The organism is Tolypothrix campylonemoides VB511288_2, from assembly GCF_045999855.1.
In the GTDB taxonomy this organism is placed as follows: domain Bacteria; phylum Cyanobacteriota; class Cyanobacteriia; order Cyanobacteriales; family Nostocaceae; genus Scytonema; species Scytonema bouteillei_A.
The window spans coordinates 108,982-133,334 of record NZ_JBFPMW010000017.1; the positions used below are offsets into that span (position 1 = coordinate 108,982).

Here is a 24,353-nt window from a genome sequence, read left to right on the forward strand (position 1 = left end):
TCTCCGTATAAAATTAATTGTTTTTTAAGATTTAATAACTGACGGCTAGATGATAATGTAACTTCTGAATAGATAAGATAGATGTTTATCAGCAATAGCTCAAAACAAAGCACGAACATCTTTCTTACCCAACCCTTAACTCCCATTCTCTAGACTCTATTTTTTGTCTTTGCAGTTGCTACAATGTGGATAATGTGTTGCCTGCAAACCATAGGTTTCAAGTTTCGGATTTTGTTATTTGGTTTGGAAAAAAACATGAAAGCTTTCAAATATCTTTTGATGGTGCTGCTACTACTAGCAAACTTTTTGTTTGCTCAACCTTCCTTTGCAGATGCACCAAAAATTACGAAAAGCCCTGAATACAAAGCATTGACTAAAGAGATTAACAAGTTGCAAAGCGTCCAAGAATCTCAATCAGATATCGAGGGTTATACACCAGAAGAAATAGAAAGCAAGCTCGCAGAGTTGGAGTTGCTCAAATACGCTTATGAGTCAGGCGTCAATTGGGGTCAGTGCGAAAACAAAACTGGCAAAACTCTAGCTATTTATGGGCCAATACCAGCAAACGTGGAACAAGAAGATTTTCCATATGATGCTGGGCTTTACTTTCTAGCTGATGGTCAAACAACCCAAAATGACTGGGATTGTCAGGGAATTTACATACCCAGTGATGTCACTGCTGTATCCTCAACTTCTAGCGGAAAAAATCAAGAAATTAGTGGCGGTGTCGTTGTTAAAGTCCCCAAAGGGACTAAGTTAGCGATCGCTAGCAATCAAAATACTGGAGCACTGGAATTTAATATGCCGGTTGCTCAAGTGTCCAAATCTAGTAAAATCAACTGGTTTGTTCCTAAAGTCTCTCAAGCATTCTTAGATACAAGAGCTACCAACGCGCCCACGAACGAGACTCCACAAATCAGTCTTGGGGATTAAGGATACTATCACTACTTGTGATGTGGGGTATATTGCCTGTCTGTATATTAATAAAGGACGGGCAAAATCCCCGTCCCACAAAGACTTAATTGGGTATTTCTATCTGAAAGTTCCGAGCAATCAACGATCTGTTTTCTCTTGCAAAACCTGCTTTTCTTCAGGAAGTAATGTAGTTTCTTCTGCCGTTGGCGCTTCGGTGACGGCAGTTGTTTTAGTAAAATGCGGTCTTATAATTAGGCTGACGCCAATTACCCAGGCTATTGAAACCATCCAACCTGCCAAAATATCGCTAGGAAAGTGAACTCCTAAATAAAGTCTCGTCCAGCCAATGGCTATGACAAAAAAACTTCCAGCAATTAGCACAGCCCATGACCAGAGCGTACCCCAAGTTAAAACAACCAAGGTTGCTACTAGTGTCATGGTCATCATCGAATGACCGCTAGGAAATGAAAAATCTAATTCAGGTGCAAGTGAATCCCACAAATGGGGGCGGATTCTGTGCATGAACTCTTTCGCTGTACGGTTGATAATGGCGCTTCCTATAGTTGTTGTGAGCAAGAAAGTGAGCGATCGCCACCGTTGTAGCAGCAAAAGAAGCAGCCCAAGAAAACCGATTGCGGGAAACATAAATTTTGAAGAACCGAATTGGGTCAGTACCACCGCGATCGCATCAAGTTGTGCTGTTGCTGTAGAATGAACTGCTATGAGAATGGGTACATCCCAAGGAAAGGGGAAACCGCCTTTGCTTTCCCAAACGGCTATTGCCAGAAGCCCAAAGATTTGTAAAGGTAAGTAGATACCTATAAGTAGCAATAGCAGCGACTGCCAACGAGCAGCTAATAATGCTTTGAAAAAATTGAAAAAAGACTGGTTGGGTTTGTTGAACTCAGTTTGAGACATTTCTATAACACTAAAACGGTGAAAGGATACAGGGTAAAGGAAACAAGATAAACCCGACGGGGTAGCTCATTCCCATCAACTAACCCTGGAACAAACCTAGGATATACCTTCATACCCCATACCTTATCCTTCATCCTTGCCCGATCCCCCTGGAACTTACGTGGGATATATTTTATCCTTCATACTTTCCCTAGGTCAGGGAAATTTGGGAATTGAAAGGCTAAATTGTATTTTTTTGCTGTCAGATTATATTCTTTTAAAAAATTTACACAGCCTCGATGCCTTGCTATATAAGGCTTTTGCATCTGATTCTTCTCTTTTAAGAACTGTAATAAATAATTTAATTGCGTATGTGCGAATACGCTAGACGTTTGACCGCGATCTAAGTTAAAGTACGGTAAGTATATCGACTTTTGTCTTTTTTGAAAAAAAAAGGGTTTACATCTACCAATCTGACTTCCACAGGAAGTTTGGGCAAAATAATAACCCTATATGCGAGCCGTCGTATGCATTATCTTTTATTACCCCTCTTTAGTTTTTGTGTTGGTATAGTCGTTGGTTTAACCGGAATTGGTGGAGCATCCCTCATAACACCAATGCTGATCTTTATCTTTCAAGTTCCACCTTCCGTTGCGGTCAGTTCTGACGTAGTAGCGGCGACGTTAATGAAATTTGTAGGCGGCTTTAAGCATTGGCAGCAAAAAACTATTGACTTGCAAGTGGTAAAATGGCTGGCTTTTGGCAGCGTTCCCGGTTCCTTGTTTGGTGTGGGAATTCTACACTTTATCAAGCACAGTGGAGAGTACAATCTCAATCACGTTTTGCTGCACTTGGTTGGGCTAATGATTTTGGTTGTTACGCTATCAGCCCTGATACAACTGCTGCTCATCACATTTTTCCCAAATTTGAAGTTTCCCGATCTGCCGAAGTTCGATCTAGATACTGGGTTGGGTCGCGTGTTGGCAATGAGTGTAGGAGCTATTTTAGGCTGTTTGGTTGGTTTAACGAGTGTCTCTTCCGGTTCAATGTTCGCGTTGGTGCTAATTTCCTTTTTCCGCTTGGATGCTCGTAAATTAGTGGGTACAGATATTTCGCAAGCAGCTATCTTGTTATTATTTACTTCTATTGGGCATTTGAGCTTGGGAACAGTTGATTGGAGTTTGGTATTACCTATATGGTTTGGATCTGTACCTGGGGTCCTCCTTGGTGCCAAACTTTGCGAGATTGCACCCCAACGTCCATTGCGTTTTGTCATCTACACGCTTTTGCTAATGGTGAGTTACAAATTAGTTTCTCCAGTATGAGTAAAGCCATGGAATGGTACCTCTTTCGTACATAATAAATAAACCCAAACAAATCAAAATAAAAGGAACAGCCGCTCTACCATATCGGCTTAAAATATGAGCGATCGCCTCTTGACGGGCTAAGAAGTTAGCAATTGCACACCAGACTCCAACCATAACTAAGAAGACAATCAAAATTACACCCATACTGGCATAGCTATTTCCAGCAAATAACGGTATGTAAATGCTGATATTATCGCCCCCATTTGCAAGAGTGACTGCGGCTACTTTATAAGTTGGAGGGTGCAAAAGACTAACTAAAAAAGACCTCGGAGAATTGTTTGATGAAATCGGCTGAAAATCGCTGGTTACAGCCTGAACTTCTGTAGATTCTTCTCGACTCAACAGCTTTTTTATGCCAATTGCTATAGGTAACAATCCGAGCAGCCCAATGACTTCGTGCGGTACTACCAAACCACCAAAAAATCCTGGTAGGCTGGCGATGATGATAGCTGAAAAACCAAGGTATTGACCAACAATGATATGGCGCTTGCGAAAATTAGCATCTACTTGTGAGAAAAAAAGTAGAAGGATTAAGATATCATCAATATTGGTTGCTGCAAAAGCAATTATACCTTCTGTGAAAGCCGCCCAAAACATATTCATGGTTGCTTTTATAAGAGAGTGTTACTTTAGAAAAAACGAGTGCGTCTTTGCTTGCAATTAAACAATAAAGACAATATGGGTGAATCGATCGCTGCAATTAGCACGGGAATCCTTGCCTTTACTGCTACTAATATCGATGACCTTCTCATCCTTTTATTGTTTTTTTCCCAAGTAAATGCCACCTTCACTTACAAGCATATTATTACAGGTCAGTATTTGGGGTTTTGTATACTGATTTTTACCAGTCTTTCTGGTCTGTTTGGAGGGTTATTGTTATCGGGACGCTGGATTGGATTGCTTGGTTTCATGCCAATTGCTATGGGTCTTAGCAGTTTGGTGAATGGGGAAGAAAATCCTACCGGGGAAAGTGAATTTGAGACAGAAGATTCTGAAGAATCTATTCTTTTGAATTTGGTGTCTCCTCAAACTTATAGTGTTGCATCTGTGACCATCGCTAACGGTAGCGATAATATCAGTGTCTACGTGCCATTATTTGCTAGCAGCAATTTAGCAAGCTTTTTGATAGTTGTCTCTATCTTCTTTCTATTGCTAGGAGTTTGGTGTTATGTAGCTTACCAATTAACTCGTCAAAAAGAAATAGCCGAGACGATCGCGCGATATGGTAATTACTTTATTCCTTTTATCTTGATAGGATTGGGAATTTTTATTATTTTAAAAAGTGATGCATTAAGTATAACAAAGCTAATTGCTAGTTGTTTTTGTATAACAATTCTAGTGAAGAAAGATGATAAGCGATCGTGAGAGTTTTAACGCGATCGCTTGGTGTTTTTCAAGATACAGACAAATAGGGAGCATTCCAATTAGAAAAAACAAATGGCGATTAAAATCGCGTCTATACAAACAAAGGGCGATTAAAATCCAAATGGCGATTAAAATTGCGTCTATACAAACAAAGTCCCTTCGGGTTCGCCCTCCGGGTTCGCCAGTCGCCTACGGCGGGAAACCCTCCTGCAGCGCTGGACTCACCAGTCGCCTACGGCGGGAAACCCGCCTACTTTCTCTGGACTCACCACCTACGTGGACTTTTTATTAGTCCGCGAAGGCATAATTTATATATAGTACATTAGTTCCATTTGCTGCTTGGAAATTCGCTTTTCGCAAAGATCTTGAAGTGTATGTTTCTGTAAAACGTCGTAAGCAGCTTGACGAACTTCTTGCCAAACATCACGAATAACTTCAGTTTCTACCGTTTTGATATTGGAAGGCTTACCGGGTTCATCGTCTGACCCCTCTATACAACGTAAAGCTTCCAAAACTGTTATTTTTTGAGGTTCCCTGGCTAAAACGTAACCTCCTTTCACCCCACGTATGCTCTTAATCAAACCTCCACGCCTTAGAGTTGCTAGAAGTTCTTCTAAATAGCGGTTGGGAATGTTTTGACGTGCTGCTATCTCTCGGATTTGCAATGATTCACCGTCAGCATAGCATTTTGCCAGTGCCAGCAAAGAGAGAATTGCATACTCTGTTTTATTTGAAAGTTCCATAAATTAAGAGAGATGAGACACCTAAAAGGTACTTCATCACCTAACAGGGCGATTCAGCATAACCCGATTGAATCAGGTTAAAGTGTTATTTGGTGTTTTGGCGAGCTTCTACGCTCGCATGTTGACATCAATATACAAGGATACTGTCAATAAAAGCAAGTATTTTTTTTTCTTAATTCAATAAAAAAAAGTAATTGATTGGTACGAAGGGATTGGGGATTGAGGACAAGGAAGGCAATTTTACCTTATCCCCAATCCCCAATTCCCCTACACTGAGAGCGAACATTGACTGAGAATCTGTTCAAAAGCGCTTGCTACTCTGGTTTGAAAGCGTTGTAGGTGCTTCAGTTTCCATACGGGTTGGACAATTTCTAACTTTGTGTTAGTATCTCGACCGATAACACGGACTGCGTGCAGTGTGGATAGCTGTAATTCTTTTTTCACCATCAATTCTGGAATGGCTGCTGCACCTACACCGCTTTCAACGACTGCTTTTACCATCTCGCTGCTACTAAGAACGAGAACAACTTCCAGTTCGGTCGGCTCGATTCCCCATTTTTGCAGGGCTTGCTCAAACATTTGTTGCGCCCCAGACCCTGACTCTCTCATCACCCAAGTTGTTGTAAGGAGTTCTGCGGGGGAAATTTCTCTTCTGCCAAACCAAGGGTGAGATTTGCCTACAACTATCTGCAAGCGATCGCTTCCCACAACTTCTTTTTCTAAATAGTTTCTCAGGGAGACTTTCACGTCACCTGTCACTAACCCGAAATCAAACAACCCCGTCGCGGTTCCTTCACAGATTTCTTCAGCGTTACCCAAAGTGCAATTTATATGGATACCGGGATAGTGACGATTGAACTGGCTAATTTTTTCAGGTAACCAGTAATTACCAATAGTCAGACTTGACCCCAGTTTTAACTCCCCCCGTTGCATATTGTTTAACTCTCGCAAGCCCCTTTGAGTTAAAGAAACTTGATCGAGAATCTTTTGTGCTTCTACTTGGAGCAACTTCCCAGCATCAGTGATTTCGATATGACGACCAATTCTATGAAATAATTTGACCCCGTATTCTGTTTCCAGACTCTGAATGGCTGCACTCACAGCAGGCTGGGTAATATATAGCGATTCTGCTGCACGGGTAAAGTGCATTAGTTCTGCTACGGCAAGAAAAATTCGTAACTGCTCAAACGTCATATAGGCTCTTTCAAGCATCCCTGACCAAGTATTTTCACTCCAACAAGCTTATCAAAAGTATAGTCCTATACGGTAAATAGGGCAAGTTACCGTAGTCGGTAAGCGATATGAAAACTTTTACAGCAATAAATTTTACAAATCTTTTTTAAATATCACTTCAGTATAGCAATAAAAACGATTTTTTTTTTGTAAAAAACAATACATTGAGAGGTTTTCGAGTCATTTGGCTCAGTTTTAAATACAACTTAAAAAATTCCCTATTAAAAAAAATTGCTTGTTTGGAGGTTGAGAAACAATAGATTTTCAAAACCAAAAGCGCATTGTAAATTATTTTATGTTGTTTTTAATACTTTTAAATATTTAATAAGTTATATTTATCAATACAGCAAGAATCGATAATTGCTTTTATTGCTAGAGTGCAATACAGTGCCAACAGTACTCGATTAAGACACGTTAAAAAGCAATTAGCCATTAGCAGTCTTCACTCTTATTTTTATATTTCATTTAGGGCCGCTATAGTACGCAAGATAAAACATTTTCACATACATTTCTATTCAAAAGTCAACAGTCATATTTTCTGCTATAGCAATCTTAAATCATTTGTCAATAATTTGGATTGCTAATAGCTAATTGCTTTTTGACCATTAGCTATTAGCCATCAGCCATTAGCGGTCTTCACTCTTTTTGTAATTTATCAATTCTTAATTACGAATTATTTTGTCACCTGTCACTGTTAATAGTATGAATATTTATGAGTCTAATTTGAAAGACTGCTAAAAAAATTCGTTCATGCAATTCCCATTAAATTTATGACAATAGATGCAGAAAAACCAGAAAAACCAGAAAAACCAAAAAGCCCCAGTGCTGACCGAGTTCGAGAACATTTAGCCAACGAGCGCACCTATTTAGCATGGATGAGAAGTGGGATAGCGCTCATGGGTTTTGGTGTTCTCATTGTCCGGCTTCGCATACTCCGCCCTCCCCTTGCACCTCAAGGTCCGGGTAATGGCTGGAAGTTAGGCTTGGCTTTTTCACTAGTAGGATTGCTAACGGTCATGCTTTCAACCCAGCACTACCTTGTCGTTCGTCGAGATATTGACGAGGATGCTTATGAACCAGCAGACCGTTGGGTTATTCTTTCTAGCCTTGCTGTGATTCTCCTGGGAATTGGAGTTGTCTATTATGTTTTCACCATTCCGCTTGACTCATTAAATTCCGTAATAGTTGAGTAAAAAAACATATACGAGTGACTCCTTTGTCTAAATGTAATACATTGGACCTTGCTGTATTCGAGCTTCCCTTTCCTGGTACAAATCTTGGAGAGTATAGCGACGTAAAACTTCAGTAGCGGCTGTATTGGCTCGATCCCACACTTCATGAACTAAGTTCTTTTCTAAAGTGGGAGGAAGAGAAGATTCTCTGTCCTTCCGCTCACCTTCAACAACGGTCACAATTTCCAATAAGGTAATTTGCCAAGGTTCTCGAACTAAAACGAATCCGCCTCTTGAGCCACGATGACTTTGTACCAGACCTGCTCGCCGCAGACTAGTGAGGATTTGTTCTAAATAGCGTTCCGGTATGGGTTGTCTGGCGGTAATCTCGCTCATGGTAAGTGGATCTCTTTTTCCTTTGTTGCTTGCTAGTTCTAAAAGAGCCAGCAGTGCATACTCTACTTTGGAAGACAGATCCAAAAGAGTATAATTTTGGCTATTCAAGTCTTTACTCAGTATACTACTGTTCATTGATGTGATTATAGTAATTTTATGCGAAACAAGTTCTCATGACAGAGCCGAATGTGGTAGTGTGCCAACTGCGAATCTAAAAAGCATTATTTTTCATCGACTTACCGTAGATTATCTAACAAAATTCTCAAAATAAAAAATCATTCAAAAACTTCTTGTGGTGCGGGCGTCGCGCCCATGGGGAAATAGAGGATGGGCAAGATGCCAGTCTCACAAAATGGGCCGTTTGTCAAAAATTTTTCAGGGGGAAGGAGGTACGGGGGCTTTCTGTTCCCCGTTCCTTTTTTTTGTAATTCTTGAAATTGTAATGATGAATTCTGGAATGAGGTAGTATCATTAACTGCATTCTCAACGAATACACCTTACATACCTAGTTGAAACTGTGAATTTACGCCGCCTGATTCCATTCTTCGATGACTCGGTGTCCAGTTGGGCACTTGAGGCACGTTTATTGCGTTGGTTGACATTGATATGGCTGTTTGTGGGATTAATCGTGCTGTTTTCTGCATCTTATGCCGTTGCCGACGATCGCCACAATGATGGGCTGTATTACTTCAAGCGTCAAGTCCTGTGGGTGTTCGTAGCGTTAATAATATTCAATATCATAGTCAACCTGCCCTTACGCAGGATCGTAAATATATCCCATTGGTTTGTAATCTTGCTATTGGGGCTGATTTTCCTAACTTTGATACCGGGATTGGGAAAAAAGGCATTTGATGCGTCTCGCTGGATAGCCATAGGACCGATCCCAATTCAACCCTCTGAACTCATTAAACCCTTTTTAGTATTGCAAAGTGCGCGACTTTTTGGTCAATGGGAAAGGTTAAGTTGGCGAGTGCGCTTTGTTTGGCTGGGTATCTTTTGTCTGATTATTTTGGGAATTTTAATACAGCCTAACTTAAGTACAACTGCATTATGTGGAATGACAATTTGGCTGATTGCCCTTGCTGCAGGATTACCGTATAAGTATTTGGGAGGAACAGCAGTTGGAGGTGTAGCCCTGGCAGTACTGAGTATTAGTATCAAAGAATATCAGCGCAAACGAGTGCTTTCTTTTCTAAATCCATGGGCAGATCCAACTGGAGATGGTTATCAACTCGTACAAAGTTTGCTGGCTGTTGGTTCTGGTAGACAATGGGGGGCGGGGTTTGGGCTTTCCCAACAAAAGTTGTTTTATTTGCCAATTCAAGACACCGATTTTATTTTTGCTGTTTTTGCTGAAGAATTTGGTTTTGTTGGCAGTACGGTGCTGTTAGTACTGCTCGCTTTATACGCCACTTTAGGATTAATTATAGCTCTTAAGACCAAACATTCGGTCTATCGACTTGTAGCAATTGGGGTAACTGTTTTGATGGTAGGACAATCATTACTTCATGTTGGTGTTACCACTGGTGCTTTGCCAACAACTGGATTGCCATTACCCATGTTTAGTTATGGTGGAAATTCGATGATTGCTAGTTTGCTATCTGCTGCTTTGCTGATTCGCGTAGCACGCGAAAGCAGTGAAGCTGACGTAGTACCGTTGCGAGAAGAATCAGAGAACAGGCGAAGACGGCGGCTTTTCCAAAGAAATCATCTCACTTGAGATTGTGAAAATTGGGGAACTCGAAACCTCTTCCTGGGTATAACAAAGGCAATGGGACATTGAGGTTTGAGCGTGGGGAAAGATATACTTTCCTTTCTTTAAATTTCTGGTTGTTTATTAAGAAGTAACCAGTATTTGTTAATACTGTTAACCATTTCCTGTAGGTTATCAATCCCTATTGGTTTTGTTAAATATGAGTTAGCACCTAGTTCATAGGCTAGGTTGATATCTCTGTCTTGGTCTGAAGAAGTCAGCATAATGACGAGCAAGCGTTTCAAGTGAGGTTGGCGGCGTATCCATTCGAGAACCTCAAGACCCGAACGGCGTGGTAGTTTGATATCTAAGAGTATGAGTGTTGGCAAAGGATAGAGTTCCCGGTCAGCGTATTCATCAATGCCACATAGATAATTTATAACCGCATCTCCATCTTCTAGAACTTTAAGGGTGTGAACCAGTTGAGTCTTTTGAAAAGCCCTTTGAATAAAGAAGGCGTCATTAGGATCGTCTTCCGCCACTAAAATTGTAAATTTGGTCATGTTATCTAATCGCGCTAAAACGAAGTAAATTTTGGTCAATCGTAGCAAAACTGCATTCATAGCCATCGGCACAATGAATAAGCTGAACGTATTGTCGATCGATTGCAATACGATACCCGTTAATTAGGACTTCTACTCCTTTAGGCGTTGGCGTTTTGACTCTAGCACGATAAATTCCCGCCTTAATGTGTTTGCGATCTTTGAGCAAATTACAAATCACATAATCACCAGCTCTAGCGTGAGTATATTTCTCATTTTTACTGACTAAATTGACTTCTTTTTTACCAGTAATGGGATTCTTTTTGATGCTGGCTATGGCGGGAAAACCACTGGCATTCACTCTTTGTACTTGTCTTGTGCCATGACCAGTACAAGTAACGCGCAATGATTGGTATATTCGTAATTTAACAATTTGGTCGGTTCCGACACAAGCACTATCAATCCAATGCTGTTTGGGCAATTCGCTTTTAATCCGAATCATTTTAGTAGATGCACCATCACCACTAATTACTCTTAATCCGAATTGCTGTGCCATCTCAAATATAGCTTTTCGGGTAGAGTTGACAGCAGATGCATCACTTAAAGACTTTTTTTGGTGTGCTTTAATTTTTTGGAGAATTTCTGGTTTCCCCTTGAGAAATTGTTCTACTGGCTTATTTCCCTTTTTCTGATTGCATTTTTCACATGATAAAGTCAGGTTTGAGAATCGGTCACTACCTCCTTTAGTTCGTGCATGAATGTGTTCTATTTGTAAGGGAACGTCTGTCTTACCGCAATATACACATTCTCTACCCCAATGTTCTAGAAGTGCTTCGCGTAAGGTGTAGCCGAACAAAGTACCTTGCTGATATTCAATCCCCTCTATATCTGGTGTCTCCATTTTTTGGAAATCGAATTTCACCGATTCAATTGCAATTGATTTAATCGGAGCTAATCTCAGCAACCGTTTGATCCAAGTCTGGGTAGTTAACAATCTATGCCGTAAACTTGGTGCTAACCATCCATCTGGCTTTTTGCGGTCAAATCTCTTTTGGCGATAGCGCAGTCTTCTGGATCTTCTAGAACGTCTTGTAGCTGCACGTTTAATTAATTCCATTTTAATCCGAGCGCCCCGGTGTTCTAATTCCATTGCCCAGATGACTTCATTCTTATTTAAATCTACTAAGGAAATGCCCGTAAATTTTGAACCGGGGTCAATTCTTAGTTCTAAATATGGCTCTATATTTTCATCAACATCCTTATCTAGAATTAAAGTAAATGGGAATAATTTCAGCTTTTTCCCTTTGCCAATAGATTGTAAAATCCTGGCTCTTGCTGGTGTTGTTGGTTTTAGTATTAAGCCATTCTTACTTAAAACAAATACAGAATTAGTCATCATCATTTGATGAATCTCCCGATTGGGGTATGGTGTGCCTCGACACTGCTTTTAAACTTCAACCAAAAGGTTCGGTGTTGCACTAGCACAAAGCAGCCATGTTCCTCCCTCGACGCTTGAGACTGGCTAATCTCATTAAGTCATCATTTAAAAGCGGACTTAAACTCTTGCGAGTAACGTAGAATAAACAGTTCTACGCTGAGTCATGGTGAAGTCAGTTAACCGAATTACTTCGTTTTAGTAAACTAAGCCGCTCCGTCACCAGAGCGACTCGTCTTCAAAACCGGACGTGAATTTTTCAATTCATCCGGCTCCTCGGTAATTTGGTGCTTGTCCAAGTGCATACCTCCAGCCAATTTGTCATTGGCTGTTTTTATGTCGTGGCAGTGTCTATGTAATAACTGGAGATTTTTATATTCGTCTTTACCTCCTTGAGTTGGAGGTATTTTGTGGTCAATTTCCAGTACATCTTCCTCTCGGAAGTACAATTCGCAGTGAGCACATTTTCCTTTTTGTTGCTTTAAGAGTTTTGTTACTCTTTTTGGCACTTCAGGGTGTGCGCCCATTCTTGAACTCCAATAAATTAGGTTGCCATCGTATGGACTGGCATCGCCTTTCACTTTTACGTGCCGAACAATGGGTATTTCTGCGTGTTTTAGTAATCGCATCGAATTTTTTTCCCCTTTGTTTGGAGTGGCGAAGACCCAATTATCACCGCCAATGGTGCGCCAGTATTTCTTGGTTACCCATTCTCCTGATTTATTTGGGTGACGGCGTTTTGCCCAAGTTTTTAGCTTAGAATACATAAGATTGTCTAATGTGGAGTAAGTTTCTTTACTTACTACCGTTGAATAGTAGTTAGACCATCCCCTGATTATTGGATTTAATCGGTTGATAATTGCCTCTTGTGGAGCTGGGATGTGGTCATTGATGACACTAGCTATTCGTTCGTAGTGTATCCTCTGCTTTTCTTTGCTTGGGGTGATGATTGTTTTGAAACCTTGTTTTGAGTGGTATTTACTCACTCGAAACTGCCTAATATTAAAACCAAGGAAGTTAAACCCCGGTTCTTCATTTTCATACCTATTTAAAGTATGAGTTAGGCGTGTTTTTGATGGCTTCAATTCCAAACCCATGTCTTTTAACCACTCAGATATAATTGTTTGACATCTTTGAACAACGGCTAGATTTTCGTGTAAAATTACGAAATCATCGGCGTAACGAGTTAACGATATACTAAATCGATTGACCCGTTTTGTACCAGGTAATGTTTCAGCGTATTGTTTAATTCGTTCTTCCATACCGTGGAGGGCAATGTTTGCTAAAAGCGGCGAAATGACTCCGCCTTGGGGAGTACCCTCAGATGTCTCTTGGAACTGCTGATTATCCATCACTCCCGCTTTTAACCAAGCACGTATTTGACGGCGAATGGTGGGGAATGTATTTAATTTTCTTAGCAGTGCCGTGTGGTCGATTTTATCGAAGCACTTTGATATGTCAGCATCCAGAACAAATTTTGGTTTTGTTTTGATACTATTAAAAATAGCTTCGATAGCATCGTGACATGAGCGTCCTGGTCTAAACCCATATGAGTTAGGTTCAAACTTAGCTTCCCATTCTGGCTCAAGTGCCATTTTTACGAGAGCTTGCAATGCGCGGTCATACATTGTCGGGATACCCAAAGGTCTTTTTTCATCTTTCCCAGGCTTTGGAATCCATACACGTCTGGTAGACGATACCTTTGAGCCTAATTTTAATTTGGCAACTAAGGTGAGACGTTGCTTTGGAGTTAGTGATTTCACACCGTCCACACCCGCCGTCTTCTTACCTTGGTTGTCTTGTGTAACCCGTCTAACCGCAAGACACTTTGCACTCCAGGACTTCATCAGCGTCTTTTGGAGTTTGCGAGTTGCTTTGACATTACCACGCTGTGAGGCTTTGTAGATTCTTTTTTGCAACTTGTAGACACGTTTTTCTAGCTTACGCCAGTCAGTGTGCCTCCATTCCACCATCGATTTATCATTCACAGTTTCATGATTTCGCAATTCCTTCAAGGGTTGGATCGCTTCCTCATTTGATTCCGTTGTGACTCTTCGTGTTTTAGACATATTTATTGCTACTGTGACTCTACATTCCAAATCACCGTAAGTCTGTCAGCATATCCTCGTTATTACACAAGGCATTCGCTTTTGACTCAATCTCTCTTAACGCCACATACGGTTAGCACCTACTCAGTATCGACCTCCTGAGAGTGGACATTAAGTTACTTCGTTCCAGATAACCATTGTTTGAAACCTTTAGAGCGATGCTTATCCGCCGGGTTTATTGGGAGTGCTTGCTGGTCATCGTAGTAAATGCCAGTCCCTTATCCGTTGCCTTTTTTTTTTGGCTCCAGCGCGTTCAGCCTTATTTCGCTGGTTAGTAATAACGACGGTTACGCATCTTCGCTTGCGCTGCTCGTAGGTTTATGCTCGAAGGGAACCAGTTTAGGCTACCAGTTTTACCTCCTTCTCACCCCGCTTTAGGGATTGATGGCTAGTCGCTACCCTAGGGGTGATGCTGTCACCGTTGCACCTACGGGGAGGGACTTCTCTTATGTACTCTAGGATTTCCTCGGAGTCACCCTCATGGTCATCTAGTTGTCAAAGGTTCTGTTCCGATTACTCGGTTCTTATTCCCTGCCACTCATCCCTGAATAATTTATTACTCATTTCGAGTGAACGAATCGCACACTACGAATTACTTCGTTTTGTGTACTTCTCAGAGACATACATAAAGTTTATGTAGAGTTTAGTCTAGTAGCTTAACATAAATTCTTATCGTTAAAAGTCCATCAAAGTGAAAAAAACATTCTTGAGGTAGATATATTTTTATCTCAATCCTAGTAAGAGGTATAGAGGCGCTCCCAAGAAGACGCCTCTAGAGAGATTCTTAAGATGACCCAGTTAGATTTGTATGCAATCAGCTCTTAGTATAGTTATCAATTATCTGTGCTAAGTCCGGTATTGCTTCCTCTACGTTCTTCTTAGCGGAGTTGCGGAGTTTGTTGTACACACTCCGTACAGTTGTATTTTTGGTTTTCTCACTCCTAGCATCGGTGACACTTAACAATGCATCTGCTGTACGAGATTGGTTTTGGATGAGGTGTTTGGCGGGATCGCCTGTCTGTACGCCTTCACTCCAAATAGGATCGAGTGCCGAGAAAAATTCTGGCAGAAGACGCTCCACAGCTTCAGCGCAATAATTGGGCGCGATCTTCCTAATGGCAGTGTAGCCTGCTTTTAAGGCAATACCAGAAACTCCCCCGGTTGACGCAACTTGCGTGTCCATCAACTTTAGGCAGTCTGAGACAACCATATTCTTTTTATTTGGATCTGCGAGACCATCACTCAGTCCCATTATCTTCTCCTTTAACTAAATAAGTCGGCATATTAAAGTTAACTTGTTAAGCAGATCGATGCCATGGCAAGTTTAAGCAAAAGACCTCAGCTCCTCCTTAAGCTTGGCAAATTCAATTTCTTCGGGTCCTGCAATACCCAGGTGGCGAAGATTAACCGTACCATTGACTTTTTCTTGTTCGCCAACTACCGCAATTAGAGGAACTTTTTTTGCTGAGAGTTCTCGAATTTTTTTAGAAATCGTGCGCTCGCCAACATAAAGTTCCGTCCTAATTCCCATTGACTCGATCTCTGCAGCAATGGATTCTGCCCAGTCTGCAGATTTTTCAGAAATTGAAGCAACAGCAATTTGAACTGGGGCTAACCAAAGAGGCAATGCACCTTCTTGATTTTCCAACAAAATTCCAATCCAGCGTTCAAGAGAACCTAAAACCGCTTGGTGTAACATGACCGGTTGTTCGAGCTGCCCATCTTTATTGACAAAAGAAAGCTCAAAAATTTGAGGAAGGTTAAAGTCAACTTGAATTGTACCGCACTGCCAAGATCTTCCAAGATGGTCTTCCAAACTCACTTCAATTTTGGGACCGTAAAAAGCTCCTTCTCCCGGTAACATCTCGTAGGCATACCCTAAAGCTTGACACGCTCCTATCAAAGCAGCCTCCGCTTTGTCCCAAAGCGTGTCAGAGCCCAAGCGCTGTTCTGGTCTCGTAGAAATCCGGATAGCAAAATTTTTGTAACCAAATGCTGAATAAACTTCACTGACCATCTTGAGAAAGCTATTAATCTCGTTCCTCAAATCCCTTTCTTGACAGAAAATATGAGCGTCATCCTGTACAAACTGACGCAAACGCATGCAACCCGATAAAGAACCAGAAGGTTCATTGCGATGAACAATACCAAACTCCATAAGCCGCATGGGAATTTCTCGATAACTCCGCTTGCGTGACTTATAAATAGCAATGTGAGCCGGACAAGACATTGGTTTTAAAGCATAATTCACAGCTTCTAATTCTGGATTGTCAATCTTGGAGTGCTTATCGTGGCTCATACTGCCTACAAAAAACATATTGTTGCCAAATTTTTCCCAGTGACCGGATTGTTCCCACAGCGAACGGCTCAATGCGAGAGGCGAGCGCACTTCCTCAAACCCGTGAGACTGATAAACTCGCCGCATATAGTCTTCGATAACCCTGAAGAGCCTCAAACCCATGGGATGCCAGAAGACCATACCCGGACTGTGTTCTTCAAAGTGAAATAAATCCATATTTTTAGCAAGAACTCGATGGTCGTACATTGGTGTCAATCTCCTAAGTATTGTTTACAAATAAAAATCCCCTCCTGGTTTACCAGGAGGGGAGAATCTTGCTTGCTACGCAACAAATCACTTCACGTCGTCCCTCCAGGCGCGATCTCGGTGGTAGTGGTAGTGGTTGTTATAAAGTCAGCGAAAAAAAACATTTGTTTGCCTACTTTGATAGTTAAATTCTTATTGTTTGCTATGTCTGCAAACGATCTTCCGTAAAAACCAAAAACCCCCCAAGCAGTTACTGGGAGGGTTTCACAGTCTTATGATTTGTGAGTCAATATCCTCGCCTCACAACCCTCCCATACTGGTAGTCTGGGTAGTTCGTGTTCGGGTTGTCAGAGGCATCTGAAGTTGCATGATTAAAAATTTTGTTTTTGCTCAATAGAATATGCGGTGCATATTTTATGTTGTAACCGAACCTAGATAATTTGTCAACTTCAGAGCGCTCCACCAAAAACAGCCTTACGATTATCAAGGGGATGAAACACCGCAAGAGCGGAGGAGTTACGAACCACTCTCCCTTGTCTCCCTTGTCCCCCTTGTCCCTTAGTAGGAAAGATTGGTGCTATTTTGTTGTTCCAACCAATCCTTACCCAAAACAATAGTCACAGGCGAGTCAATGGTAATATTTGAGTCAAAGCTGCCTTCATCTTGCACGCGCACTTCTCCAAATCCCAAAGCAGCGCGAAGTGCGTCGGCAGTGTCGCGATTTCCATTTCTGACAATAATGTAAGTTGTATCTAAAGGTTCGCGCCAAGGTTCAGGTACGTAAACACCAGAGTAACCGACGAGTTCTAACGAACGCATTAAATTTTGCAGGCTTTCGCTATCGCTAGCCGTGCTGTCTTTAATGACAACTTGTCGTAGAGTTGAGTCGGAGGTTTGCGGTAGGTTCATGACCTGCAGATTAAAGTAGTCGATCGCCATTTTTTCAATCTGCTTGGCATTTGGTATCCAATAACTGGTTTTATACTCATGATGCGTGCTGGCTCTACCTGGAAGCGTTAGCGTTTCCATATTCGAGTTACCTGTTTGCACTCCAAAATTAACAAGGGTCAATATTTCCTCAATTGTCAAATTGGTGTCAAGATGAGACCGGACAACATTAAGAATTTTGGGAAATCGTGCTAACAAAGCGGGATTGAGGGTTTGCTCTGCTAGCGATCGCATCACTATGTGCTGTCGCTCAACTCGACCAATATCGCCACGTCCATCATTACGGAAACGCAACATTTGTAGGGTTTTGTCACCGTTAAGATGTTGTTTTCCTTTCTTTAAGTTGATATATAAGTGTTGAGAATCATCTCTATACTTCATATCATAGGGAACATCAACTGTGACGCCTCCCAAAGCATCAATTAACTTGTTAACGCCTAAAACGTTAATTCTGATATAGCGGTCAATTTCTACTCCACCTAATAGTTCGCTGACTGTTTTGGCACTTAAAGCTGGTCCACCTACAACGTTAGCTGCATTGATTTTAACAACACCATGTCCTTCTAAAGAGACACGAGTATCTCTAGGAACAGAAAGAATAACTATTTTTTTTTCCTCTGGGTTAAGTCTTACTAACAGCATGACGTCGGTAAGACCGCTAAAGGAGTTAACTTGGGGTAAGTAACCGCGATTTTTCACTCCCGCTGGTGGGTTTTGAACATCTGTTGGCAGTACACTCATCCCCATAACTAAAATGTTGACAGGACGAGTTAACTCTGAAAATTTTAGCCCTTCTCCAGTCAGGCGATCGCTCTCAAAAACTTCCGCTTCCTTTGGGGTCAGCTTTGTCTGCATCAAAGGTGTGCTCGTCATAGAAACTGCAAGCAGCCCCCCTAATGTTGCGGAAATCAGTGCGATCGCACCCATCCCCAACCACAGCCACTTCCAACGTGTTTTGTTAGATGTTTCAACACCATCATTTTCTGCCACTAAAGATTTTTTACTGGTCACTAGCTGCCTCGCACTTACTTCTGAAGGTTGGGGAATTTGCAGACTAAATAAAACTTATTAAGTTGGATATAATTATCTTAGCTTTATTTATATTTCTACTATTAGCAGCTTTTTTGCTGTTTCTTCAAAGTAATCCTTCACTAGCAGGCATTTCTAGGATGTTTTTAAAGTGGAGGGGTATTCTAAAAAAGCTCACAAAGCACAGAGAATGTTTTCAAAGAAGTCTCTAAGGTATCAAAACTTTAGACCTCCTAAATCCCCCCGAACAAGGAGAATTTAGGAGGTTATTCCCCCCTTTTTTACATGGATTTACGAGGTAGCTACATTAATAGGACTTACGCAACCTCAACGCCATTTTGGGTATTTTACATGTTGTCGCTCCCCCCCAACTCCTTAAAAAGCTACGGTGGTGTACAGATCTTTAGAAAAGAGATGAAACATCGTAAAAAGGGAGAATTGGAATGAAGTTCCCCCTTTTTTTAAGGGGGGTTAGGGGGGATCGAAACCGTAAGAATGCACTATATAAGACTTGTGTGTATACCGTAACCTTAAAAAGGGGGGCTATGCGTAATGTCATAATTAAGTGCAGCCCAAGTTGCGATCGAGAAGCAAGAAATTTTGTCTCTAGAGCAAGCCGCTCCGTGAAGAAATGCTTCTTACTGGTTCTTATTGTCCGGGAAGTTGACCGGGGGATGAATAGTTATACTGAGGAATAGATTGTTGCAAGCTCGAACTTCCATAGTTGGGAACGGAAGAATTGGGAGAAGTGATAACGGTACCTTGATTTGGAATGGAGTTATAGTAAGGTACGGGAGCAGAAACCGATGGGACAGATGGTGTTTGCGATGACACTGCGGGCAATGACGGACTGCTGTTAACACTGCTATTATAGCCACTCCTACGTCTTGTTAAATCGACAAAGTCAACCAAACGGCGATCGTCACGATTTGTATAAAAATTTTGGGGTTGGTACAATTGCGTTGGCTGTACGGAAGAACTTGGTAGCTGATTTATTTGTGGTTGGTTTGTTACACCTGGTTGCACGTAACCTGTAGACGGAATAGTATTTTGCAGTTGATTGACGGGTAATGGCTGCGTATAATTAGTCCCCAGCGTGGGATTTTGTGGCAAAAGCCCCGTCTGTCCTTGCTGGGTGTAATTTGTGCCAAAGTTAATATATTGCGGTTGAACACCTATTCCCGGTTGTGTGTTGTAACCACTGCCATAGTTAAGATTTGACAGCTGATTTATGCTTTGTTGTGTATAGCCCGTTGTTCCATATACGGAAGTTTGCTGCTGATTTGTAAATGGTGGTTGAGTAGATCCCAATCCAGAAGATGAAACATTGTTGCTTCCAACTCCAATCAACCCATTGCTAGAATTGGGATTTTGAACGGGTGTACGACTTATTGGTGATGTTAGAGAATTGAAAGGGTTAAGTTGAGTTGAGGTGGTATTAACCTGACTAATCTGATTTTGACTTGTTGATTTATTAAGTGCTGTTTGTAACGGGCTTTCTTGGGTTGTATTTTGCTTGACTTCAGTTCCATTGTTCAACCCAATACCTAAACTCGAAGAAGTTTGTCCTACCGCAGTTTGAGAAGATGTTGGCTGAGTTGTATCTTGCGAGTTACTAAACTTTAGCAAAGTTTCTGCTTGTGCCAAAAAAGGATTTTCTATCTTATTACTTGATGCAGAGTTACCCGCTCTGCTCTCCGCGCTTGATGTATTATTATTACTTGCAGAACTCTGAGTTTGAGTGTTGAGTCTCTCCAATAAAGTTTTGTTCTTATTTGCTTGATTTTTGTTGGGATTTTTTACTTTTGGTACGTTTGCTGGTACAGACTCATTAACCAATAAGGGCAAATTATCTATGTCAGCAGCAATGGCTTTGTCTTCTGGTGTCAGAGAAGTGTTAGTAGATTTGTTGGCATTAACCAGATTTTCTTGTCTGTCTGTCAAATCTGATTGTACCCAATACTCCTTAACAACCAGTCCTACAACAGATAAAAAAATGGCTGTTCCCCAAAAACCAGGTCTTGCTAAGTTCCATAACCGGGCTTTGAAATAGCGTAAAGAAGCGGGAGGGTAGTGACGTTGTGGCATGAGCGGTAGTATTGAAATTAACTCTTAATCTTGTCAAGCCCAACCCTGGAAGCAATCTCTCAACCGAAGTAGAGCTATACTTCTATCCTACTCGCTTCAAGATAACAATTCATTATAATACTGAGGAGTTTTGATTTTATTTTACCTTTGGGCTACCCGTGATAAGAGATTTAAACCTATTACCAAGCCAATGAAATTTGACAACCAAGCAGCCATAAACGGCGAAAGAACACCGGCTTCCCCCATCGCACCACTAATAAACCACAGCAAATAGTAAGTGAAAATAACGATCACGCTAATACCAAAACTTGTTCCTCTACCAGTTCGTTGTGGTATCGTTCCCATTGCTGCACCAACCAAACCAAAAACAACACAGACAAAAGGTAAGGAGATTTTCTGTTGAATCCGAACTTGGAGTTTGCGAATTTTTTGCTCATCACCGCCCAAACGCTCAATTTCCAGTTGTTCTAATGCTTGGGCTATATTCATTTCGCCATAATCTCGGCTTTTCTGTGCTAAGTCCAACGCTGTACGCGGTAATTTTAGTTGTTGGCGTTCAAATCGTACAATATTGCGGTATGAGCTATCTGAAGCAACTAGATAAATAGTACCGTTGTAAAAATCCCAAACATTTTGACCGGGATTCCATTCCCCTGATTCTGCAACAACAATTTGATTCACCCCCTCTTGGGAACGGTCTAAAATGGTCAAGCCTTTCATCTGTTTTCCATCAAATTCGTCCGCGTAGAACAAGCGTGTCAAAACTTTTTTCTTAACTCCTTCCTCCTGCTTGACCTTTTGGTACTCCGGGTAAAAGAGATTTTGTCGCTTCACGATCGCAGGTTGATCTGACTTTAATGCCTTGTCTAAAATTTGAGATGCTTGATAATTTGCTGCGGGTACAAGTTGCTCGTTAAACAAAAATGATAATCCCGTAACGACAAGACTCAACATGACTGCCGTTAGTACCATGCGGTAAACACTCACCCCACATCCACGTAAGGCAATAAGTTCGCTTTCGCTAGAAAGACGACTGTAGGTCATCAACGTCGCTAAAAGTGTGGACATGGGAAAAGCATAGACGATGAAACCTGACATTTTCAGGAAGAAAACTTGAATGGCAATGGTTAAAGGTAAACCGGATTCAACTATTTTTCTGATTAATTCAAAGACAACATCAATTGAAACACCGATTGATGTAAATGCTCCTACGCCAAACAAAAATGGTGGGACTAATTCGCTGACGAGGTAACGATCCATGAGCGAAAAGGGCAACAGAGAATTTAAAGTGTAGAAAGACTTAGTTTGTGTCATTTGTCATTGGTTCTTTAAAGTTAACAATGGCACCTTCGACTTGAGATTTCTGATTTATAAGAATCTCAAGAATGAGTAATCAAGATAAATAGTTAAAAAATAAAAAATATTAATAAAATAATTTATTGAAAATTTAAATCTTGAAGCCCTCGACTATACCTGAAAATTATCTCCTAAGTAGTACTGACGTACCAAAGGATTTTTGTAAAGTTCATCGGATGTGCCAGAAGCCAGAATTTGCCCTTCACGCATAATATAACCGCGATCGGTAATGGCAAGAGTTTCGCGAACGTTATGGTCTGTAATTAGGATACCCATATTGCGATCGCTCAATTGAGCCACAATTTCCTGAATTTCTGAGACAGCAATGGGATCGACTCCAGCAAAGGGTTCATCCAAAAGCAAAAATTTTGGTCCATCTTTTCCTGCAGCCAAAGCCCGTGCTAATTCCGTTCGGCGTCGTTCGCCGCCAGAAAGTTGAATTCCTTTGCTTTTAGCGACTTTTTCCAAACGAAACTCTTGCAGTAACATATCCAGTCTCCGCGACCATTCCGAACGAGGGACATTGGTTTGTTCCAGTACTAACAAAATATTTTCCCGTACAGTCAGCTGACGAAAAATACTGGCTTCCTGTGCAAGATATCCAATGCCCAGCCTTGCTCGTTTGTGCATTGGCAGTGGCGTCACATCCATTTTATCCAACCAAACAGTTCCCCGATCTGGCTTTTCCAAACCCGTAGCTATGTAAAAAGTTGTAGTTTTACCTGCGCCATTAGGACCGAGTAAACCAACGATTTCTCCCTGGCCAACCGAAATGTTGACGCGATTGACAATGACGCGCTTGCCATAGGATTTATGAACATTCTCTAAGACAATTTTCACTCTAAGGTTAGGGGTTAGGGACAAGGAGACATGGGAGACAAGTGAGAGGTATTCATAACCAACGCCCGCTTCCCAATTGCCAATTTTAACTAATTAGGTTTCTTTAAAGGTGGTGTTGCAGGAGCAGGTGCAGCCGTTGGGTTGTTGTTATCGTTAACGATATAAATGGATTCTACCTGACGACCTTGCTTGGGTGTAGCAACAAATCGTCCTTCGTCAATCAAATAAGTTACCGTTTCAGCTTTAATACTATTGCGTCCCTCTTGCAATACGTAGACGTTGCCACTGAGAATAATCTGACGTTCGCGAGTGAAGTATTGTGCTTGTGCTGCGGTTGCTTGAATACCTCGGGCTGGATAGACGAGTTCTACATCGCCGCGAACAGTTGCCACTTGTGTTTTCGAGTTATATTCTTGGACTTTGCCACGGATGTACAGAGGACGGTTTTGCTGTGCAGAAGTTTGAGGCGTTTGTGCGGTAGCTGTTTGTACTTGGCTGGGTAATGCGATCGCACTTGTGAGTGCAGCACCGAGCAGCAAGGCTAATCCAAAATAGCGCGTTTTAATTTGAGGGAATTGGTATTGGGGCTTCATATAAGTTGGCAATTAAGAACTCGCCTGTTATTTTAATTCTCGCAAGTACTTCTCCTTTGAGATACAATACACAATTTGAATTATCTAAGGAGCGCTACTAGCTAAAGTTTTAGACGCTTTCTTGACTCGTTAGGTTTCATTACAAGATTTTACAAATAGAGAATAGTCGTAAAAAAGCTGATAATATATCTAGTTTTAGATTTTCGATCTACTTCTGTACGGGCGCAATCCCTTGCGCCCCCAATCCCTCACCCCTAGCGATCGATTCGTACAATCTTGGGTAGAAGCGAGGCTTCCTCTCGATTCAAGTTAAAAGTAGCAAGCTTTTCTAGCTCTGCTTGTTGTAATGTTGTCAGCAGTGTCGCACTCCGATCTAATAATTCATCCACATCAATACCTCCGTAATCCGATGGGTAACGTCGCAGGCGATTGCTGCCTTCTCCAAGCAAAATCGCTGCTCCCCGTAAGTTGTTGTTACCCAAATGATAGAGCGCTACCGCAATTTGCAGAATGCCTTGATAAAAAGTTTTTTCTGGCTCTGTGGCTTCAATCCACAAAGCCTCTAAAGTGTCATGGCAGTCATAATACTGCCCGGTATTAAACTGCTCTACACCTTGCCAAAACTCTTCTGGCATTCTTTCGTTCATGCCATGGTCTCTCTAATTTCTTTAATTGTGTCTAAAGAGATTTCTTGTTTGTCCCCAGCGAATTCATTTTCTGGAGTCAAAAATAGCATACAATGGCATTCTTTCCGCTCTCGCATTGGAACGCAGGGGCAATTCCAAAAAGTGGCTTTGACTTCTGCTTCTTTGTCTTCATAATGGCGACAGGGACACAAGGGCGCTCCTAGTTCGTCTTTGTGCTTGGCTAGCCCTTCAATCACAACTGCAGTTACGGAAGGTTCAGAACAAAAGTAAGTTCCCGTGCGCTTTGCGTATTGTTCGGAAAAATGCCTCATTGCCTCCAAGCTATGCTCGCTGGATTTTGTGTTAACTTCTGGTGAAATCATCGGCTGGGCTACTCATAATTTAAACATTTCTTTGCATTGTACCGCAGCCAATGTAAGGTATTGCTGGGGGTTATCCCCC

Annotated in this window: 22 protein-coding genes; 5 read left to right on the forward strand and 17 right to left on the reverse strand. The window is 41.5% G+C overall.

Annotated elements, in window-relative coordinates:
- Positions 1-255 precede the first annotated feature (255 nt).
- On the forward strand, positions 256-933 hold the full coding sequence (locus AB0756_RS35435; RefSeq protein WP_038075604.1) for a hypothetical protein: 678 nt from the start codon (positions 256-258) through the stop codon (positions 931-933).
- Between the two features lie 120 nt (positions 934-1,053).
- Here AB0756_RS35435 and AB0756_RS35440 read toward each other — a convergent pair whose 3' ends face one another.
- Positions 1,054-1,833: a phosphatase PAP2 family protein gene (locus tag AB0756_RS35440; protein WP_038075387.1), complete on the reverse strand. Its 780-nt coding sequence runs from the start codon at positions 1,831-1,833 to the stop codon at positions 1,054-1,056.
- A 506-nt stretch (positions 1,834-2,339) separates the two neighbouring features.
- Here AB0756_RS35440 and AB0756_RS35445 point away from each other — a divergent pair.
- Positions 2,340-3,137 carry a sulfite exporter TauE/SafE family protein gene (locus AB0756_RS35445; RefSeq protein ID WP_038075390.1) on the forward strand — a complete coding sequence of 266 codons (798 nt, stop codon included), beginning with the start codon at positions 2,340-2,342 and terminating at the stop codon, positions 3,135-3,137.
- Here AB0756_RS35445 and AB0756_RS35450 read toward each other — a convergent pair.
- The gene (locus tag AB0756_RS35450) at positions 3,120-3,782 is read right to left on the reverse strand and encodes a cadmium resistance transporter (RefSeq protein ID WP_038075394.1); all 663 of its coding nucleotides are present in this window, start codon (positions 3,780-3,782) and stop codon (positions 3,120-3,122) included. The genes AB0756_RS35445 and AB0756_RS35450 overlap by 18 nt on opposite strands.
- A gap of 75 nt (positions 3,783-3,857) precedes the next feature.
- On the opposite strand from AB0756_RS35450, the gene AB0756_RS35455 reads away from it, so the two are divergent.
- Complete coding sequence (locus AB0756_RS35455; protein ID WP_038075397.1) at positions 3,858-4,544, forward strand: cadmium resistance transporter; 687 nt, start codon at positions 3,858-3,860, stop codon at positions 4,542-4,544.
- Positions 4,545-4,852: 308 nt separating this feature from the next.
- Here AB0756_RS35455 and AB0756_RS35460 read toward each other — a convergent pair whose 3' ends face one another.
- Both AB0756_RS35460 and AB0756_RS35465 read right to left on the reverse strand, forming a co-directional pair.
- Entirely contained in the window at positions 4,853-5,287 is a 435-nt protein-coding gene (locus AB0756_RS35460; RefSeq protein ID WP_038075399.1) for an RrF2 family transcriptional regulator, read from the reverse strand.
- Between the two features lie 267 nt (positions 5,288-5,554).
- Positions 5,555-6,481, reverse strand: a complete 927-nt coding sequence (locus AB0756_RS35465) for a LysR family transcriptional regulator (RefSeq protein ID WP_038075607.1) — start codon at positions 6,479-6,481, stop codon at positions 5,555-5,557.
- Positions 6,482-7,290: 809 nt separating this feature from the next.
- Between AB0756_RS35465 and AB0756_RS35470 the strand changes: the two genes are divergently transcribed.
- A complete protein-coding gene (locus AB0756_RS35470; RefSeq protein WP_038075401.1) occupies positions 7,291-7,713 on the forward strand; it encodes a YidH family protein in 423 nt (140 codons plus the stop codon).
- 27 nt (positions 7,714-7,740) lie between these two features.
- On the opposite strand, the gene AB0756_RS35475 is transcribed toward AB0756_RS35470, so the two are convergent.
- The gene (locus tag AB0756_RS35475) at positions 7,741-8,223 is read right to left on the reverse strand and encodes an RrF2 family transcriptional regulator (protein ID WP_038075404.1); all 483 of its coding nucleotides are present in this window, start codon (positions 8,221-8,223) and stop codon (positions 7,741-7,743) included.
- A 382-nt stretch (positions 8,224-8,605) separates the two neighbouring features.
- Here AB0756_RS35475 and AB0756_RS35480 point away from each other — a divergent pair, with 382 nt between their 5' ends.
- Positions 8,606-9,808 (forward strand): FtsW/RodA/SpoVE family cell cycle protein, encoded by a 1,203-nt coding sequence (locus AB0756_RS35480; RefSeq protein ID WP_038075406.1) that lies wholly within the window; start codon positions 8,606-8,608, stop codon positions 9,806-9,808.
- Positions 9,809-9,906: 98 nt separating this feature from the next.
- Here the strand turns inward: AB0756_RS35480 and AB0756_RS35485 are convergent, their stop codons facing one another.
- The 12 genes from AB0756_RS35485 to AB0756_RS35540 form a co-directional block, all read right to left on the reverse strand.
- Complete coding sequence (locus tag AB0756_RS35485; RefSeq protein WP_038075409.1) at positions 9,907-10,344, reverse strand: response regulator; 438 nt, start codon at positions 10,342-10,344, stop codon at positions 9,907-9,909.
- Between the two features lies 1 nt (position 10,345).
- Entirely contained in the window at positions 10,346-11,722 is a 1,377-nt protein-coding gene (iscB, locus tag AB0756_RS35490) for an RNA-guided endonuclease IscB (RefSeq protein ID WP_137986337.1), read from the reverse strand.
- 242 nt (positions 11,723-11,964) lie between these two features.
- Positions 11,965-13,827 carry a group II intron reverse transcriptase/maturase gene (ltrA, locus tag AB0756_RS35495; protein WP_082051694.1) on the reverse strand — a complete coding sequence of 621 codons (1,863 nt, stop codon included), beginning with the start codon at positions 13,825-13,827 and terminating at the stop codon, positions 11,965-11,967.
- Between the two features lie 853 nt (positions 13,828-14,680).
- Positions 14,681-15,118: a DUF6918 family protein gene (locus tag AB0756_RS35500; protein ID WP_038084388.1), complete on the reverse strand. Its 438-nt coding sequence runs from the start codon at positions 15,116-15,118 to the stop codon at positions 14,681-14,683.
- A 72-nt stretch (positions 15,119-15,190) separates the two neighbouring features.
- The gene (gene thrS, locus AB0756_RS35505; protein WP_050045710.1) at positions 15,191-16,411 is read right to left on the reverse strand and encodes a threonine--tRNA ligase; all 1,221 of its coding nucleotides are present in this window, start codon (positions 16,409-16,411) and stop codon (positions 15,191-15,193) included.
- A 558-nt stretch (positions 16,412-16,969) separates the two neighbouring features.
- Complete coding sequence (locus tag AB0756_RS35510; RefSeq protein WP_038084386.1) at positions 16,970-18,370, reverse strand: LCP family protein; 1,401 nt, start codon at positions 18,368-18,370, stop codon at positions 16,970-16,972.
- Positions 18,371-19,036: 666 nt separating this feature from the next.
- Positions 19,037-20,476 carry a hypothetical protein gene (locus AB0756_RS35515; protein ID WP_050045709.1) on the reverse strand — a complete coding sequence of 480 codons (1,440 nt, stop codon included), beginning with the start codon at positions 20,474-20,476 and terminating at the stop codon, positions 19,037-19,039.
- Positions 20,477-20,617: 141 nt separating this feature from the next.
- Positions 20,618-21,790: an LptF/LptG family permease gene (locus AB0756_RS35520; protein ID WP_237265869.1), complete on the reverse strand. Its 1,173-nt coding sequence runs from the start codon at positions 21,788-21,790 to the stop codon at positions 20,618-20,620.
- 153 nt (positions 21,791-21,943) lie between these two features.
- On the reverse strand, positions 21,944-22,672 hold the full coding sequence (gene lptB, locus AB0756_RS35525) for an LPS export ABC transporter ATP-binding protein (protein ID WP_038084384.1): 729 nt from the start codon (positions 22,670-22,672) through the stop codon (positions 21,944-21,946).
- Between the two features lie 89 nt (positions 22,673-22,761).
- Entirely contained in the window at positions 22,762-23,265 is a 504-nt protein-coding gene (locus tag AB0756_RS35530; RefSeq protein WP_038084382.1) for an LptA/OstA family protein, read from the reverse strand.
- A gap of 254 nt (positions 23,266-23,519) precedes the next feature.
- Positions 23,520-23,912, reverse strand: a complete 393-nt coding sequence (locus AB0756_RS35535) for a DUF309 domain-containing protein (protein ID WP_038084380.1) — start codon at positions 23,910-23,912, stop codon at positions 23,520-23,522.
- The gene (locus tag AB0756_RS35540) at positions 23,909-24,274 is read right to left on the reverse strand and encodes a ferredoxin thioredoxin reductase catalytic beta subunit (RefSeq protein WP_038084378.1); all 366 of its coding nucleotides are present in this window, start codon (positions 24,272-24,274) and stop codon (positions 23,909-23,911) included. Before AB0756_RS35540 ends, AB0756_RS35535 begins: the two co-directional genes overlap by 4 nt.
- Positions 24,275-24,353: the final 79 nt, after the last annotated feature.